15 protein-coding genes are annotated in these 16,776 nt (G+C 47.9%); 5 read left to right on the top strand and 10 right to left on the bottom strand.

Going from position 1 to position 16,776, the window contains the following annotated elements; genetic code table 11:
- Positions 1 to 194 precede the first annotated feature (194 nt).
- The 3 genes from B0475_RS03640 to serC all read right to left on the bottom strand — a co-directional run bounded on the left by B0475_RS03640 (position 195) and on the right by serC (position 3,923).
- Positions 195 to 1,313 (bottom strand): hypothetical protein, encoded by a 1,119-nt coding sequence (locus B0475_RS03640; RefSeq protein ID WP_077410114.1) that lies wholly within the window; start codon positions 1,311 to 1,313, stop codon positions 195 to 197.
- Positions 1,314 to 2,005: 692 nt separating this feature from the next.
- On the bottom strand, positions 2,006 to 2,851 hold the full coding sequence (locus tag B0475_RS03645) for a CvfB family protein (protein ID WP_077410117.1): 846 nt from the start codon (positions 2,849 to 2,851) through the stop codon (positions 2,006 to 2,008).
- Positions 2,844 to 3,923 carry a 3-phosphoserine/phosphohydroxythreonine transaminase gene (gene serC, locus B0475_RS03650; protein ID WP_077410119.1) on the bottom strand — a complete coding sequence of 360 codons (1,080 nt, stop codon included), beginning with the start codon at positions 3,921 to 3,923 and terminating at the stop codon, positions 2,844 to 2,846. The genes B0475_RS03645 and serC overlap by 8 nt, the downstream gene beginning before the upstream one ends.
- Before the next feature lie 75 nt (positions 3,924 to 3,998).
- Here serC and msrP point away from each other — a divergent pair, with 75 nt between their 5' ends.
- From msrP to B0475_RS03675, 5 genes are all read left to right on the top strand, one after another.
- On the top strand, positions 3,999 to 4,937 hold the full coding sequence (gene msrP / locus B0475_RS03655) for a protein-methionine-sulfoxide reductase catalytic subunit MsrP (RefSeq protein ID WP_077410121.1): 939 nt from the start codon (positions 3,999 to 4,001) through the stop codon (positions 4,935 to 4,937).
- Positions 4,937 to 5,554 carry a protein-methionine-sulfoxide reductase heme-binding subunit MsrQ gene (locus B0475_RS03660; protein WP_077410123.1) on the top strand — a complete coding sequence of 206 codons (618 nt, stop codon included), beginning with the start codon at positions 4,937 to 4,939 and terminating at the stop codon, positions 5,552 to 5,554. Before msrP ends, B0475_RS03660 begins: the two co-directional genes overlap by 1 nt.
- Entirely contained in the window at positions 5,511 to 6,773 is a 1,263-nt protein-coding gene (locus tag B0475_RS03665) for a threonine/serine exporter family protein (protein WP_077410125.1), read from the top strand. The genes B0475_RS03660 and B0475_RS03665 overlap by 44 nt, the downstream gene beginning before the upstream one ends.
- Positions 6,774 to 7,014: 241 nt before the next feature.
- Positions 7,015 to 9,870 (top strand): sialidase family protein, encoded by a 2,856-nt coding sequence (locus B0475_RS03670; RefSeq protein WP_077410127.1) that lies wholly within the window; start codon positions 7,015 to 7,017, stop codon positions 9,868 to 9,870.
- Between the two features lie 67 nt (positions 9,871 to 9,937).
- On the top strand, positions 9,938 to 10,309 hold the full coding sequence (locus B0475_RS03675; RefSeq protein WP_077410129.1) for an RNA-binding S4 domain-containing protein: 372 nt from the start codon (positions 9,938 to 9,940) through the stop codon (positions 10,307 to 10,309).
- A 52-nt stretch (positions 10,310 to 10,361) separates the two neighbouring features.
- Here the strand turns inward: B0475_RS03675 and cysQ are convergent, their stop codons facing one another.
- Genes cysQ through rfbB form a run of 7 tightly spaced genes read right to left on the bottom strand, consistent with a single transcriptional unit; the run spans position 10,362 to position 16,740 of the window.
- Complete coding sequence (gene cysQ, locus B0475_RS03680; RefSeq protein ID WP_077410131.1) at positions 10,362 to 11,144, bottom strand: 3'(2'),5'-bisphosphate nucleotidase CysQ; 783 nt, start codon at positions 11,142 to 11,144, stop codon at positions 10,362 to 10,364.
- Positions 11,119 to 11,934, bottom strand: a complete 816-nt coding sequence (locus B0475_RS03685; protein WP_077410135.1) for an inositol monophosphatase family protein — start codon at positions 11,932 to 11,934, stop codon at positions 11,119 to 11,121. Before B0475_RS03685 ends, cysQ begins: the two co-directional genes overlap by 26 nt.
- Complete coding sequence (locus tag B0475_RS03690) at positions 11,912 to 13,357, bottom strand: mannose-1-phosphate guanylyltransferase/mannose-6-phosphate isomerase (RefSeq protein ID WP_077410138.1); 1,446 nt, start codon at positions 13,355 to 13,357, stop codon at positions 11,912 to 11,914. The genes B0475_RS03685 and B0475_RS03690 overlap by 23 nt, the downstream gene beginning before the upstream one ends.
- The gene (rfbD, locus tag B0475_RS03695) at positions 13,354 to 14,244 is read right to left on the bottom strand and encodes a dTDP-4-dehydrorhamnose reductase (RefSeq protein WP_077410142.1); all 891 of its coding nucleotides are present in this window, start codon (positions 14,242 to 14,244) and stop codon (positions 13,354 to 13,356) included. Before rfbD ends, B0475_RS03690 begins: the two co-directional genes overlap by 4 nt.
- Entirely contained in the window at positions 14,241 to 14,798 is a 558-nt protein-coding gene (rfbC, locus tag B0475_RS03700; RefSeq protein ID WP_077410144.1) for a dTDP-4-dehydrorhamnose 3,5-epimerase, read from the bottom strand. The genes rfbD and rfbC overlap by 4 nt, the downstream gene beginning before the upstream one ends.
- A complete protein-coding gene (rfbA, locus tag B0475_RS03705) occupies positions 14,795 to 15,676 on the bottom strand; it encodes a glucose-1-phosphate thymidylyltransferase RfbA (protein ID WP_332835497.1) in 882 nt (293 codons plus the stop codon). The genes rfbC and rfbA overlap by 4 nt, the downstream gene beginning before the upstream one ends.
- Positions 15,670 to 16,740 (bottom strand): dTDP-glucose 4,6-dehydratase, encoded by a 1,071-nt coding sequence (gene rfbB, locus B0475_RS03710; RefSeq protein ID WP_077410147.1) that lies wholly within the window; start codon positions 16,738 to 16,740, stop codon positions 15,670 to 15,672. The genes rfbA and rfbB overlap by 7 nt, the downstream gene beginning before the upstream one ends.
- Between the last annotated feature and the right edge of the window lie 36 nt (positions 16,741 to 16,776).

A 16,776-nucleotide genomic window follows, 5' to 3' on the forward strand; every position in this document is an offset into this window, starting at 1 on the left:
CCGTGGGAGCCAAGTCGTTACTCAGTGATTTTTAATTCTGCAAAGAAAAAAACACTGGGTCCCTGCTCGAAGGCTGAAACAATGGTGGTTGGCTGACGGAGAAGTGTTCACTGAGTAAATCAAGAGATGTTTTGCTCACAGACTTCAAGACTAAAATCGTCGGTTGTAACCAATGCGCCAAGGACAACTGATGATCAGCCCTCTTCTGTATTTTTCTGATACGGCAAACCACAGGTGGCCGGATCGACCGCCTGATCAGGTTTTGTCTGAAGCAGATAGTGGTAACTTAATTGGGCCAACGCTTCCATGGTCTTGCCTTCATGTTGGCTGTTGGTTAAGGCGTCCAGGTACTTGATATCAGTCAGCGTGTATTCCCAGGCTGGCTCCATCACTTTGGAGAGACACATGATTTTTTGGTTTCTGTTTTTACCCTGGAGTTCCAGAACATCAAGTTCTTCAGTTCGACCCTGGGTGGAATACACCAGATTGTGCAGGTTTTGTCCGATGGTCTGATAAATGAAGCTGTCACTGTTGTGCAACAGCACATCACCAATGGTTTCGCAGGCTGCTAACCAGAGCCGGTCTCCATTGCATAATTCGGTCAACGGTCTGAACTCGTAACCTATCAGCATATGGTTTCCAGACAATTTCAACATCATGAGCTCCATGCTCAGCAACAACTGTTCAAGATTAACCTGCTGTTTTTCAGCGGCATCCACCATTTCTGGCAACGCGTCTGGTATCGGATGAGTCATGACATAAGCGGCCATCGCAGCCCTGATTGGGTCATCAATCTGAAATAAGAATGAGGCTTGTGAGGTTTCAGACATGCGTTCAAGAGTGACCACGATGGTTTTTTCCTCTTCTTCCTGATAGGCGCGGTTTAATAGCCACAGATAACTACTGAAATCGTGGGGTCTGAGGCTGATGAGGCGATCATCGATGAAGGATGCATCACAGGATTCTTTGTATGTGTCACTCTGGCACAATCGTCTGATGATCATCAGCGATTGCCAACTGGCCTGTGGATCTTTGATGCCTTGCTGAATCAGATTAAGCAGGGTCACTTCATCGATTTCATGTCGGTCAACGACCTGATTGTTAATCAAGTCATAGGCATCATCCAGTACGCCGGCTACTGTGATCCTGACATTGATGTCGTCATGATTCTGCAAACTGCGATACATGTCATAACGCCATGCTTGATACTCAGCTGAATTTTGTGTTTCATGATCATTGTTGAGTTCTGTAGCCAGAAGACCAGCAGACACAAAGATCAAGCCCAGAAAGGAAAACATTCCAAATTGTTTCATCACGTTACTCCATTCAATGATATGGGTTGATTATAGCCAATGAACAAGGTCACAGTCATGTGCCTTTGTTCACACAACACCCATTTCTGTCAGGCAATAACAAACCGGACTGTTCGGCCATGCAGGTAACACAACGTGGCAAGAAGACACTGGGTCCCGGATCAGGGTCCAGGATGACGTTATCAGTATTAATGGCAATGCCGGGATGAAGCCAACAGAGTTAACAACAGGTTCCGCATGACGGTTTTTATGAATCCAACAGTCGGTAATATCACGGTGTTGCTGTTTCAACAACCAACATTCATTGCAGGGAGCGTGGCCTTCAGTCCTCGTTTATGGAGACACTGGATTGTGGCCGGTGCCACGACAAAGAGGTGTTCACTGCGTTCATCAACAGGCAATTGACCAATGATTTATTGACTTTAAAAGCTGGCTGAAGCTGAGGCTCCAATTACTCTGCAACGAGGTGTGGTTAAAGCCTGCAATTGCAGCGCAGATCGCGAGAGGTTTTTTTTTGCAGACTGAACTACACGCTTCAAACGCACAGCAATAGTTAAAGATGACATCTCAATACCTTGTGATGATGCAAGCCTCATAATTAATGACAGGATCATTTTTCACCATGCAAAGCCAACCGCAGCTTTGTTGGTAAGTGAGCCAATACCCCCCAGTGTCTTTGGCTGATCAGCCAATCAATCCTTCACCAATTCGATTCGATCAGGATGGATGATGATTTTGCGCTGTTTGTACAGTGCGCCTATGGCTTTTTTGTAACTGCCTTTGGAAACCTTCCAGCGGGCTTTGATGTCATCTGGTTGGCTTTTATCTGTCAACTGCGACACACCGCCGGTGGCTTCAAGATCAGCCAGGATGCGTTCTGCCAGTTCACTGAGTTGCGCTTTGTTAGGCAGGTGCAATGCAAGGTTCACCCTTCCGTCGGGATTAATTGATTTCACAAAGCCCTGCTTGGTGGTGCCAATCATGATGTTCTGATAAGCATCACTGTGATGCAACAGGCCCAGGTAGCGGCCATTGATCACGGCTTTGTGGCCCAATTCACTGCGTCCACAAAACAGCAGATCCACCGGCTGTCCAGGCTGTAATGGGGTGTTTTCTTCTTTGAGGTATTTATCCAGTCTGGCCGAGGCAGTGATTCGCCTGGAGGCTTTGTCCAGATAAACATAAATCACTTTGTGCATACCCGGACGCAATGCATTGGTTTGTTCAGCAAAAGGCAACAACAGGTCTTTGGGTAAGCCCCAATCAAGGAAGGCCCCCGTTTTGTTCACATCAATCACTTTCAGGTATGCCACCTGGCCGACCATGACTTTGGGGGTTTCGGTGGTGGCCACCGGCTGATCCTCTGAATCAAGGTACACAAACACTTCAATTTGTGACCCTTCCTGTAAGGAATCTGGCATGTGCTTTCTGGGTAACAGCAAGTCACCCATTTGCCCACCATCCAGGGTTGCACCCATACCAGTAAGGTGTTTAACAGTGAGGCGGTTGAGTTGGCCCAGTTTGGTTTTTTTATCCATGTGTACGCTCGAATTCCTGCATAAAGCTGATCAACGCCTCAATCCCGGCTTCAGGAATGGCGTTGTAAATACTGGCCCGCATGCCACCGACGGCTTTGTGACCTTTGAGGGCTTTCAGACCAGCAGCCGCACTGTTGTCAAGAAAGGCCTGGTTGAGGCTTTCATCGGCCAACCAAAAAGGAACATTGACTTCCGAACGACAATTTTTGCTCACCATGTTCTGATAAAAATCACTGCGATCCACATATTCATACAACAAACCGGATTTTTGTCGGTTAATCCGCTGAATACCAGCCAGTCCGCCCTGCCCCTTGACCCACTGCAACACCAGGTTCATCACATACCAGGGAAAAGTCGGAGGGGTATTGTACATCGAACCGCTGTTGGCATAAGTCTGATAATCGTTCATCATTGGGATCAGGTTAGCTGACTGTCCAATCAGGTCTTTACGCAAAGCCACAAAAGTAATGCCGGCAATGCCCATGTTTTTTTGCGCACTGGCGTAAATCATGGCATGCCGGTTCATGTCGAATTCACGACTCAGCAAATCTGATGTCATGTCACAGCACAAAGGCACAGCACCGCATTCAGGAGGCTTTGACCATTGCACACCTTCGAGGGTTTCATTGCTGGTGTAATGAAAATAATTGGCTGTCTGAGGAATTTCATCAGCCTCATAATCTGGAATACTGGCATACGTGGTTTCACTGACTGGTGCGGTGGTGATTGCCTGAGTGAAGCGGCCTCCTTCTTTGAGTGCCAGCTTTCCCCAATGACCATTGACGGCATAGACTGCCTGACCCTGCGGAGATGACAGGTTCATAGGCAACATGGCGTACTGCGTTCTGGCTCCGCCCTGAATAAACATCACAGCATAATCATCAGAAATACCAATCAACTCACGGGCCAGTTGTTCAGTGTGTTCGGCCAGGTTGACAAATTCAGGGCTGCGGTGGGACACTTCCATCACCGAACAACCGGTTCCCTGCCAATCAAAAAGCTCATCAGCGATCTGTTGTTTTACAGCCATGGGCAAAGCAGCAGGTCCTGCTGAAAAGTTATAAACGGTCATTTATTTGTAAGGATTTTCACGTTTGAGTGTCTTGAATTGTAGTACATTTAAAAAAAATACCAAGCTAAACCAGAGATGAAGTTTAAAAACACCCACAAAGACCACCAGGTCACCGACGAATCCATTTACCAAAGTCGCCGCAAATTGATCAAGGCTGGTCTTCTTGGCGCAGCCGGACTGGCCGCCTCCCCGGCATTCAGCCTGACCTTACCCACGACAACTGATAAAAACGAACGCTTTGTGATCGATGAAATCACTCGCGAAAAAGATGCTACCACATACAATAACTTTTATGAATTTGGCCTGTCCAAATCTGATCCGGCAGAGAACGCCCACACGCTGAAAACCGAACCCTGGACGCTGGAAATCGGAGGGTTGTGTGAAGTTCAGGGAAAACTGGATTTACAAAATCTGGTCAATGGCATCAATGTTGAAGAGCGCATTTATCGCATGCGTTGTGTTGAAGCCTGGTCCATGATCATTCCCTGGATGGGCTTTAAACTGGCAGACCTGATCAAGATGTGTAAACCTTTGAGTTCGGCCAAATATGTGTATTTTGAAACTTTGTACGACCCCAAACAAATGCCTGGCCAAAACGGCCGTTCCATACCCTGGCCTTACCGGGAAGGATTGCGCATGGATGAAGCCATGAATGAACTGACCCTGATGGCGGTTGGCATGTATGGCAAAGAATTACCCAATCAAAATGGCGCACCCTTGCGACTGGTGGTGCCCTGGAAATACGGTTTCAAAGGCATCAAATCAATTGTCAAAATGAAATTCCTTGATCAACAACCAGTCAATTCATGGCAGGCCATTGCGCCTCAGGAATATGGCTTTTATGCCAACGTCAATCCAGAGGTGGACCATCCACGCTGGTCACAGGCCACAGAGCGTCGCATCACAGGCGGGTTTTCTTTGTTCAACAGCCGCATCGACACGCAAATGTTCAATGGTTATGGCGACTACGTGGCTGATCTGTATAATGGCATGGATTTAACCCGTTATTATTGATGAACCGATACCTGACTGCGGTCAAAGCAGCTCTTTTTTTGCTGCTACTTGTGCCCTTTGTTTTGATCATCTTGGATGGTGTTCAGGACAACCTGACGGCTGACCCCATCGAAGAAATCCTCCACCGCACTGGCCTCTGGTCACTGCGCATCCTGCTGATCACCCTGCTCATGACACCGCTGAAGGTACTGACTGGGTCAGCCCTGTTTATCCGGCTCAGAAGAATGCTCGGTTTGTTCACGTTTTTTTATGCCAGTATGCATTTACTGGTCTATGTGTGGCTCGATTTGGGCCTGGACTGGGCACATTTTTTCGAAGATGTGATCGAAAGGCCATACATCACCGTTGGTATGCTGGCCTGGTTGCTGATGCTGCCCATGGCCATCACATCAAACCGCCATATGGTCCGGAAATTGGGTCAAAAATGGAAACGCTTGCATCAATCAATCTATCTGGTCATTGGTTTGGGCTGCCTGCATTTCCTGTGGCTGGTGAAATCTGATGTGACTGAACCTTTGATCTATACAGGAATCGGGTTAACATTGCTGTTGTTCAGAATCATTCACCACAAGCATGTCCAACGAAAAGCAAGAATCGCTCAAAGCAGTCGTTCGTAAACGGGACCGACAGACCCGCCGCAAACAAGCCAATATTCTGCTGCACATCTGTAAAGCCATTTCAGAGGCTGGAGCGCCGGCCCATCGTCTGGAATCTTATATGCAAGTCATTTCAGAAAAATTTGAGCTGGAAGCCAGTTTTTTTGCCATGCCCACAGCCGTCCTGGCCAGCATTGGTGAAGATGAATACTCTCAACGATCATACATGATCAAAACCAATCCCAATGACATCAACCTGAACACCATGCACACCATCAACTCGGTGATCAATCAATTGGAAAACGATGACATAGATCTGGATGTTGCCCTCAAGTCAATCAAAGAAATCACCACCAAACCTGCTGATTATCCCAATTGGTTGTTTGCTTTGTGTTTTGGATTGGTGGGTTGTGGCTTCACCACCCTATTCTCCGGCAGTTGGTATGATGTGGCAGTGGCTGGCTTGTTGGGGCTGACCACCGGCATCATCACCATTTACAGCGCTCCTTATAAATACCTGTCACAATTGCTGGCGCCATTGGCTGCAATGATGGTGGGCCTGTTGGCCGTGACCATCAGTCACTACTTACAAACCATCGATCATTTTCTGGTGTCTTTGGCGGGTCTGATTATATTGGTTCCAGGTTTGGGTATCACCGTCGCCATGCGGGAATTATCAACAGGACACCTGGTGTCAGGCAGCAGCCGCATGGCCGGTGCAGTGACCACCTTATTTTTATTGTCCTTTGGCCTGGCCCTGGGTTATATGATCGCACAAACCATTTTTGGTGCAACAGAGGTCAATAAACTGCCGGGAGTACCTGAGTGGTTCACCTACCTTGCTCTGGTGTTTACAGCCTTGTGCTTTGGGGTTTTGTTCAAAGCACGTATTGCCGACACTTTCTGGATTTTTCTGTCCATCGGTTTGGCTTACTCAGGCTCCAGCCTGATTGGTTTGTGGATTGAGCAGCCGTTTAAATCATTGGTTGCAGTGATGCTGATTTCTGTGGCCGGCAATGTCTATTCCCGCATCAGCTCTAACCCGGCATCAGTGATGCACATACCAGGTATTATTCTGTTGGTGCCTGGCAGCATTGGCTTCAACTCACTTTCTGCGATGTACACCAATGATACCATGAATGGAGTTCAGGCCGCATTCAATGCAGTGCTGATCGCCGTGGCCATTTCGGTGGGTTTACTGGTTGGCAACCTATTGGTTCCACCGAAAAAAGACCTCTGAACACAAGCAGTCAGATCATTTCTGCCAAACATTGTCAATGGCTTAAACGCAGATGTAAAAATCTTTACAAAATAAACGATTACATACCTTTTAATCACTTTTTATTGCCATGGAATTGTGGGCTTTTTCACAATAATTTTCAAAATCAGAATGTCTTGAAAATTAATGAAAATCATCCTTGCGCTTTATATTCATGTTAACTAATATCACTGACCTGAAAACAACAAAAAGAGGAGTATCAATGAAATTCATCATCACCGCCGTCATGATAGTGACCGCATTTTCCACACATGCAGAAATCAGACAAGAGCTGGGTATAGACCCCTCTGTTGACTATGCCTCCCTGGCCGAAATGGGTCCCTGGGACGACAGAAACTACCAATTAACCAAAGAAGACCTGGACGTGTTGCCAGACAATGATCAATACCTGAGAAACGTCCCTGTATTTTTTAAAGTCTGGGCCCGCAGAGATAACCCCAACATCGGTAAATATTACCCCCGGGAATTGTATCAGTCTTTTCTGATCCATCATGGCGGACTGATCGTTGATGGTCATTGGTACAAAGAAGGTCTGGGCCTGTATCACCATCCTGACGGCCTGGATGGTAAGCCAGACCCCAACTTCCGGGGTGGTCAAGTCAACCCTGATCTGGAAACAGTTTTGACAGCTGGCGCAGAATCAACCATCGAATTCAACCCGGACAACAACATGCAGGCCGTTGCCGGGGTAAATGCCAATGGTGGTCAATCCATGTATTACAGCACAGACGGTGGTCAAACCTGGAGTTTTTCACAGGTCAACCCCAGTTCATGTTGTGACCCCACTGTGGACTGGTCAACAACCGACGTGGTTCCGCAACGTGTTTACCAGGCCGATTTGGCCAGTTGTACTTCTGGTTGTGACATTCGTGCATCATATTCAACTGATGGTGGTGCCACCTGGGCCACCATGATTGAGATCGATGGTGACAATCAAAACGACAAAGAATTCATCCACGTGGATCGTTCACCCACGTCACCACACAAAGACAATGTGTACATCACGTATCACAAAAACAATGTCATGCAATTTGCCCGATCGACTGACTTCGGTGAAACCTGGAGCACACCAGTTGGCCTGAACACCAATGATCGAGGCATCGGTAGTGACATCACCACCGACTCAGCAGGTAACATCTATTACATTTATCCCAGTGTCAGCGGTGCTGGTCTGATTTCCATGAAGTCCACTGATGGCGGCTTGAACTGGCAAAGTCCGGTGCAAATCACTCCTTTGCGCGGTGACTTTGATTTTCCGATTCCTGCCATGGAAACCCGTGAGGTATTCATTTATGCAGCTGCGGATGTCGACTCAAGCAACAACATTATCGTAGCCATCACTGATGAAACGGCAGACAGTGCCGGTGGCGGACAAACCAACCCCAACAACAACCGGGGAGAAATCCGCGTCTTTAAATCAACCGATGGTGGCGCCAACTGGACTGAGCTGGACAAGCCACATGCTGATGATGGCCAGTTAAACTCTGGAAACCCCATTGACCGTTTCCATCCCTGGATGATGATCGGAGAAAATGACGCCATTCATGTAGGTTTTTATGACACCAGAAACTCCACCAACCGAACAGGCGTGGACTTTTATTACAATGTTTCACTCGATGGAGGTGCCACCTGGCTGCCTCAGGGTGAGCAACGTTTTTCAACCCAAACATCCACCAACATCAGTGGCGGATTTGAGTGGGGTGACTACAACGGTTTATCTGTTGTTGGCGACAAAATAGCCATGATCTGGACGGACCACCGGGGTTCACCAACCAATGCCATGGTGGGTACCGATGTCAACCAGTTTGGTCAGCCTTCATTCAACATGACTGCCACACCTTCAAGCATCGATGTGTGTGCCAATGACACCAATGTCGAGGTTGAAATCGGTTTGACACCCACTCAGAATTATCAGGGTGTGATCACCTTGTCTGAAGATGACACGCCTAACTATGTCATCAATGGTAGCTTCAGCCCGAATGGACAAATGGCTCCGTTTAATGCCACCTATGGCTTTGATGTCAATAACAATGGCCTTTCAGGTACCGAAACCGTCACCATTCAGGGCTCAGGCAACGACCTGGGTGACATCACCCTGAAAACGGTTGATTTCACCATTAACTATGCCGATACTGCAGCTGCACCAAGCGCCCTCACAGATCCTTTGGATGCAGCCACCAACGTGCCTTTGCAACCGTCTTTCAGTTGGAGTGCTGACCCAAATTCAACCGACTATTTGATTGAGGTAGCTACCGACAGCGGATTCAACAATGTCATCATCAGCGAACAGTTAGACACCAACTCATATGATGTGACCACTGATCTGGACTCAAGTACAGAGTACTTTTGGCGAATCACCACACTCAACGGTTGTGGTAATGCGGTGAGCAGCACCTCTTCTTTCACCACTTTGGCATTACCTGGGGATTGTTCAGTTGGTCAGCAACAGATTACGTTCTTCGAGTACACTTTCAGCTCACCGGATGACATCATTTTTGAGCATGATTTGGATACACCGGTTGGTGTGGTGGGTGGTTTACCCGAGACTCAGGGCTGGACTGTCAGCACCGATGCCGGAGATGCCAATTGGGCACTTGAACAAGTTGGTTTTAATGGTTCCTATGCCTGGCAGGCAAATGATTTACCAACCACCAACGACACCTCGGTGGTTTCGCCTGTTATGAGTTTACCCAGTGGTTCAGGCCCATTGACCCTGCGTTTCTGGAATGAGCAATCATTGGAATCACGTAATGCGACCAGTTGCTGGGATGCCGGTCAATTGCTTAAATCTGTGAATGGCGGTGGTTTCACACAAGTCACAGATGCTGACATCATCAACGATGACTACACAGGCAACATCAATGCCGGCCCCGCTTCAGGTGAACCTGGTTGGTGTGGTGACCCATTGAGCGCAACAGTGTTTAACGTCGATGTGAATGCCGATGCGGGCAATGATGTGCAGTTTGCATTCCGCATCTCTTCAGACACTTCTGTTGGCCGACCAGATGGTTGGGTCATTGACAATGTCAGAGTGACCGGTTGTCAGGCTCCAGACTGATTAACCTTTTCAGGCTAAATACAGGCACCCTTCCGAGGGTGCCTTTTTTTTAGGTATAATTCAATATATGATCAGAATAGACAAATGGCTTTGGGCAGCCAGATTTTTTAAAACCCGTTCACTGGCCAAGAAAATGGTTGAACAAGGCAAAGTCAAAATTGGTGGCCAGAAGTGTAAACCCTCCCGTAACCTTGAAGTCGGTGATCAGCTCACCATTCAAAAAAGTGAGACCACCTGGATCATTGATGTGGTGGAACTCTCAGAACGCAGAGGACCGGCCAAAGTGGCTCAAACCTTGTATCAGGAAACAGCTGAAAGCGTCAAACAGCGTGAGTCAGCTACGTTACTCAGAAAAATGGAATTTCAATCCACACCCAGACCGGAAAAACGTCCCACCAAGAAACAACGCAGGGACATCAAAAAATTCAGGAACGAATGAAACTGGCTGTGATGACCTACATCACAGCACTGTGCGGAGATTCAGCCAATGGTCAGATGTTGACCCAATCCCGGCTTTTATCACCAAAAACCATGAAGTGCGGATTCAGCAATGAATCTTTGCTGTTGTATTGTAGCGGTTCGCCATCCAGGGTAACCACCTGACCGCCGGCTTGTTCAACGATACACTGAGCTGCTGCGGTGTCCCATTCTGAGGTCAGACCCAGTCGTGGATACAAATCTGCCTTGCCTTCTGCAACCAGACAGAATTTCAGTGAACTGCCCATGCTGACCAGTTCATGCTGACCCAACCTTTCCAGGTACTCTTTCACTTCATCACTCATGTGTGAGCGACTGCCCACCACGGTGGGTTTAAACCGGCTGTTTTTCATCACACCGATTGAACTGCGTTTACCACCTTCTACTTTGAATACACCCACACCCTGTGCAGCGGCATAGGTCACATGGGTAACCGGAACGTAAACCACCGAGAGAATGGGTTTGCCGGATTCAACCAGGGCAATATTGACTGTAAATTCACCATTTCTTTTGATGAATTCTTTGGTCCCATCCAGCGGATCAACCAGCCAGTACTTCTCCCATTTCTGACGCTCTTCAAATGGAATGTCAGCAGATTCCTCTGACAACACCGGCACATCTGGTGTCAATGAATTTAACCCATCGACAATCACCCGGTGCGAAGCCAGATCAGCCTTGGTCAATGGTGAATCGTCAGATTTGTGGTCCACGCCAAAATCGCCAGATTCATACACGTCCATGATCGCCTTCCCGGCAGTCACTGATAATTGTTCAATTTCCTTCAATAAATCTTTCATTTAAAACCCTCAGTCCCAAAGCATGGGTTAATGATGTTCCTGCCAGAATGCTGCAGGTATCCAAAGTGATTGGTGCACCTGTCAGATCAGTCATGATCCCCCCGGCTTCCCTGATAATCACAGTCAAAGCTGCGATGTCTAATATGTTGACATCAGACTCAATCACCAGATCAATTTTACCCGCTGCCAACAAATGATAGTGATAAAAATCACCATATCCACGAATTTTACTGAACCGACTCAGTAACCGGCCCAATCCTTCCCAATTACCATTGATCATTGACTGGATGTTACCAGTAGACACACAAGAACTGTGTGCTTCCAATTCTTTCGCCACGCGTACCTGTTCATTATTGATAAATGCGCCCTGACCAAGTGCAGCCCAGGCCATTTCTCCAAACATCGGGGCGTTGGAAACACCCAGAATCAATTCCCCCTGATACATCAGGGCAATCTGAGTGGAAAAAAACGGGTATTGCCGCACAAAACTTTTGGTACCATCAATGGGATCAATCAGCCACAGGTAATCACTGTCTTCATGGTCACTGCGACCCAATTCTTCTCCCCAAATACCATGATCAGGAAAGGCATCCCTCAAATGCGCCCTGATGACTTGCTCAGATTGTTTATCAGCCATGGTTACCGGTGTCATATCGCCTTTCACTTCGGTTTCCAGTCCGGCATCCTGATAGTGACGACGAATCACTTTTTCTGCCAACCCGGCGGCTTCCTTAGCCACCTTCAGCAATCGCTGCAGCGTCTCCTGGTCAGGCTTTGGCTTGTTGCTCATCGATGCGTCCGTATATGTCTTCAAATCGTTCAATGTCATCTTCACCAAAGTACGAACCGCATTGCACCTCAATCAGGGCGATGTCTTCATCGGTGGGGTTTTCCAGACGATGCAATGTTTCCACAGGGATGTACACTGATTTGTTTGCTTCCAACAAAAATTCATCATCGCCCACCCTCACTTTGGCTGTTCCGCTGACCACCGTCCAGTGTTCACTGCGTTTGTGATGCAACTGCAATGACAACACCTGTCCCGGCTTAACCACCAGACGCTTGACCTTACAGTCATCTTCGTCTTCAAGAATGGTATAACTGCCCCAGGGGCGATGAACTGTCTTGTGGAATACCGCGGCTTCATCGTCTTTGGCCTTAAGGAATTGCACCACGTCTTTGACACCCTGTGATTTGTCTTTGTGAGCAATCAAAACAGCATCTGTGGTGTCCACCACCATCAGATCATTGACGCCAACCACGGCTACCAGGCGGTCTCCAGCGCGAATGTAACAATTTTCAGAATCAACGGTCACTGCCTTACCTTCAATGCGGTTACCCGATTCATCTGAGTCAGACAAGCTGGCCATGGCATTCCAGGATCCAATGTCATTCCAGTCAAACCGTGAATCGACGACCGCCCGTTTACTGGCCTTTTCCATCACCGCGTAATCGACAGAAATGTCCGGCAATTGCTGAAACAGATTGGCATCGAATTCAATTTGAGTGCCTGACGTATCAGTTTGAGCAAAACACACCCGAGATTGGCTGAGAACGTCTGGAGCCGTTTGTTGCAATGCATCCAGCAAACTGCCAACACGAAAACAGAACATTCCGGAATTCCAGCTGTACTCACCGGAAGCCAGGTATTGTTGCGCAGTTTCCAGGTTGGGTTTTTCCACAAAGCTGGCTATTTCAGCAGCCTGTTCATTCAGCTTGCTACCGGCTTTGATGTAACCATAACCGGTTTCAGGGGCCGTCGGAAAAATACCAAAAGTGGTTAAATAACCTTCAGCAGCCAGCTTGGCAGCTTGTTGTACGGTGCTGTTGAAAGTAACACTGTCTTTGATCAGGTGATCTGAAGGCATGATTACCATGATTGCATCATCGCCATGCATTTGTTGTACTTGCAAAGCCGCCAGAGCTATTGCCGGTGCGGTATTACGGCCCATTGGTTCCAACAGAAACGTTTGTTTGTCGAGATCACATTGTGGGTGTTTTTTATACAGGTCTTTACACAGAAAATAATAATCTCTGGAAGTCACTGTGACCACTGAACCATCACTGGAAATGTCCATGGCCCGGTTAAAAGTTAATTCGGCCAGGGTCTGACCGCTGGCCAGTTTCATGAAGGGTTTGGGGTAGGCTTTTCTGGACACCGGCCACAATCGGGTGCCGGCACCGCCAGATAAGATAACAGGTATGATGTTCATGATTTCATCCTTTGCATGCAGAGTTGTAAAGTGTTTTGCCAGTGAGGTAATTTGACATTAAAAGTCCCCTCAAATTTCTGACAATTAAGCACCGAATATTTGGGTCTTTCGGCTGCTGTGGGAAAATCTTTGGAAGAGATGGGGATCAGTTCTGGCTTTTGCTCCAGTAACCCAATGCGTTGGGCCTGAGAAAATATTCGTTGAGCGAAACCAAACCAGGTTGTCGAGCCATTGGATGTCAGGTGGTATAACCCGGTTTCCGGGATGTTCAACGCCAGCATGGTGGCCAGCGCGATGGTGGCAGCCCAGGTGGGCGAGCCTTGTTGGTCATTGACGATGCGCAATTGCGGATGTTCAGCGGCAAGCCTGAGCATGGTTTTCAGAAAGTTTTGCCGACGCGTGGAAAACACCCAGGCCGTGCGAAAAATCATGTACTCACAACCGCTGTCAATCACAGCCTGTTCGCCATCAGCTTTGGTTTGTCCATATACCGACTGCGGGTTGATCTGGTCATTCTCTTTCCAGGGAAACTTATGATCGCCGGAAAAAACGTAATCAGTTGAATAATGGACCAGCAGTGCTTTGATCTCCCTGGCCTGTGCTGCCAATTGGCGAACCGCATCTGTGTTGATCCTGCGGGCCATCTCATGGTCTTCTTCAGCCTGGTCTACCTGGGTGTAAGCCGCTGCATTGCAAATCACATCAGGTTGGATCACTTCCAGTTTTTTGTTGATGTCATCGGCATCCGTCAAATCCAGCTTGATGGTGGTCATGCCATTCACTTCACGTCCATCAGAAGTGGTGGGAATCACTTCCCGATTGAATTGCAGAGTTCGCCACAACTCATACCCCACTTGGCCTTCGGCACCAGTCAACAATACTTTCATGGTTCAAACACCGGTAATTTATTTTCATCAAAGTCACTTAATTTCAGTGCTTTGGAGTCTTTTTCTGATAATTCAGGTGAACTAACTGGCCAGTCAATCCCCAATGCCGGATCATTCCATAACAACGATGCATCAGCCTCTGCATGATAATAATCAGTACAGAGGTAACAAAAGGTCGCGGTGGCCGACAACACACAAAAACCATGGGCAAAGCCCGGCGGGACATAAAACTGGCGGTGATTGTCCTCACTCAGAATAATGGATTCATGCTGGCCAAAAGTGGGTGATCCCCGGCGAATATCCACCGCCACATCAAACACTTCTCCAGACAGCACGTAAACCAGTTTTCCCTGAGCATGGGGATTTTGAAAGTGCAATCCACGGAGCACGCCTTGCTGGGATTTGGATACATTGCTTTGAACAAAAGTCTCTTTGATGCCTGCCTCACGATACCTGTTTGCCTGCCAGGATTCCATGAAATACCCACGGTCATCACCAAATACCTGAGGCTCGATGGTCAACACTCCAGAAATGGCCGAACGGGTAACTTTCATTGGTGTCCCTTGATCAGCGTCAACAGGTATTGTCCATAACCATTCTTTTTGATGGGCTCGGCCAGTTTCAATACCTGTTCATCGTTGATCCAGCCCTGCTGATAAGCAATCTCTTCTGGACAGGCAATTTTGATGCCTTGCCTTTTTTCAATGGTGGAAATGAAGTTGGTGGCTTCGGCCAGTGAATCATGGGTTCCGGTATCCAGCCAGGCATATCCACGTCCCATCAATTCAACATTCAATGCCTGATTGGCCAGATAAACTTTATTGAGATCTGTGATTTCCAGCTCTCCCCGGGGAGATGGTTTCAATGATTTGGCAATGTCTGTGGCCTGGCCGTCATAAAAATACAAGCCAGTAACTGCATAGTTGGATTTAGGCTTAACTGGTTTTTCTTCTAAATCAATGACCACTCCATTGTCATCAAATGCTGCCACACCATAACGTTCCGGATCATGGACCCGGTAACCAAACACAGTGGCTCCGGAGGAACGTTCATGGGCATTCTTCATCAATGCCCGCATGCCGGCACCATGATAAATGTTGTCACCAAGAATCAGGCAAGATGGATCACCAGCCACAAAAGAATCACCGATCAGATAAGCCTGAGCTAATCCGCCCGGATCGGGCTGAACCGCATATTGCAAATTCATCCCCCATTGAGAGCCATCTCCCAGCAACTGTTGAAACAGGGGTTGTTCATGCGGGGTATTGATGATCAAAACATCTTTGATTCCGGCGGCCATGAGGGTGCTCAACGGATAGTAAATCATTGGCTTATCATAAACCGGTAATAACTGTTTGCTGATCGAATGGGTCAATGGGTACAGCCGGGTACCCGATCCACCGGCCAATATGATGCCTTTTCTGCTCATGATGATGCTCCTGTGTTGTCACTGCCCAGTCGTTGCCCCTGATAACTGCCGTCTTTTACGCGGTCAGTCCATGTTTGGTTGTCCAGATACCATTGGATGGTTTTTCTGATGCCGGATGAGAAGGTTTCTGTTGGTTGCCAGTTAAGTTCATTGGCCAGTTTGCTGGCATCAATGGCATAACGACGATCATGACCAGGCCGGTCTTTCACATAAGTGATCAAGTCCCGTCGGCTGTGATCCAACGGCCTGAGTTCATCAAGGATGTCACACAGGGTGTGAACAATTTCGATGTTTTGCCGCTCTTCGTTTCCACCCACGTTATAGACTTCTCCTGGCTTACCACATGCAATCACCGTTTCAATGGCCCGGCAATGATCTTCCACAAACAACCAGTCGCGGACATTCTTACCGTCACCGTACACAGGTAATGGCTCTCCGGCCAGGGCCTTTTCGATCATCAAAGGTATGAGTTTTTCCGGAAACTGATAAGGGCCATAATTATTCGAGCAATTGGTGGTCAGCACCGGTAAACCAAAGGTGTGATGATATGCCCTGACCAGATGGTCTGAACCGGCCTTGGATGCCGAATATGGGGAGTTAGGCGCGTAAGGAGTGGTTTCACTGAATGCTCCGGTCTCTCCCAATGACCCATACACTTCGTCTGTCGAAACATGCAAAAAACGGAACGATTTTTGCTTCTCTGCAGACAACTGCTGGTAATAGCGCAGCGATTGCTGCAACATCTGAAAGGTTCCCATGACATTGGTTTCAATGAACACCTGAGGCCCTTCTATGGATCGGTCCACATGAGATTCTGCAGCAAAATGCACCACTGCATCTGGCTGCTCTTCTTCCAGTAACTGACTCAGTAATTGACTGTCATTGATGTCGCCATGAATGAACCGGTGATCCGGGTGATCTGCCAAAGCAGCCAATGTGTCCAGGTTACCGGCATAGCTGAGCTTGTCCAGGTTGATGATTTTTCTGTTGTTTTTGAGTACTTGTCGCAGGACAAAATTACCCCCGATGAAGCCTGCCCCACCGGTGACCAACCATTTTTCTGACATATGATCGACGTGAATTAAAACCGCGCATTATAACAT

The organism is Marinicella sediminis (genome assembly GCF_002000055.1).
GTDB classification, from domain to species: domain Bacteria; phylum Pseudomonadota; class Gammaproteobacteria; order Xanthomonadales; family Marinicellaceae; genus Marinicella; species Marinicella sediminis.

Coding starts and splice junctions, on each gene's coding strand:
- cysQ (WP_077410131.1), bottom strand. CDS start 11,144: ATGAAAGATTTATTGAAGGAAATTGAACAATTATCAGTGACTGCCGGG.
- B0475_RS03670 (WP_077410127.1), top strand. CDS start 7,015: ATGAAATTCATCATCACCGCCGTCATGATAGTGACCGCATTTTCCACA.
- B0475_RS03685 (WP_077410135.1), bottom strand. CDS start 11,934: ATGAGCAACAAGCCAAAGCCTGACCAGGAGACGCTGCAGCGATTGCTG.
- B0475_RS03675 (WP_077410129.1), top strand. CDS start 9,938: ATGATCAGAATAGACAAATGGCTTTGGGCAGCCAGATTTTTTAAAACC.
- B0475_RS03640 (WP_077410114.1), bottom strand. CDS start 1,313: ATGAAACAATTTGGAATGTTTTCCTTTCTGGGCTTGATCTTTGTGTCT.
- B0475_RS03690 (WP_077410138.1), bottom strand. CDS start 13,357: ATGAACATCATACCTGTTATCTTATCTGGCGGTGCCGGCACCCGATTG.
- B0475_RS03660 (WP_077410123.1), top strand. CDS start 4,937: ATGAACCGATACCTGACTGCGGTCAAAGCAGCTCTTTTTTTGCTGCTA.
- rfbD (WP_077410142.1), bottom strand. CDS start 14,244: ATGAAAGTATTGTTGACTGGTGCCGAAGGCCAAGTGGGGTATGAGTTG.
- rfbB (WP_077410147.1), bottom strand. CDS start 16,740: ATGTCAGAAAAATGGTTGGTCACCGGTGGGGCAGGCTTCATCGGGGGT.
- B0475_RS03645 (WP_077410117.1), bottom strand. CDS start 2,851: ATGGATAAAAAAACCAAACTGGGCCAACTCAACCGCCTCACTGTTAAA.
- B0475_RS03665 (WP_077410125.1), top strand. CDS start 5,511: ATGTCCAACGAAAAGCAAGAATCGCTCAAAGCAGTCGTTCGTAAACGG.
- serC (WP_077410119.1), bottom strand. CDS start 3,923: ATGACCGTTTATAACTTTTCAGCAGGACCTGCTGCTTTGCCCATGGCT.
- rfbC (WP_077410144.1), bottom strand. CDS start 14,798: ATGAAAGTTACCCGTTCGGCCATTTCTGGAGTGTTGACCATCGAGCCT.
- msrP (WP_077410121.1), top strand. CDS start 3,999: ATGAAGTTTAAAAACACCCACAAAGACCACCAGGTCACCGACGAATCC.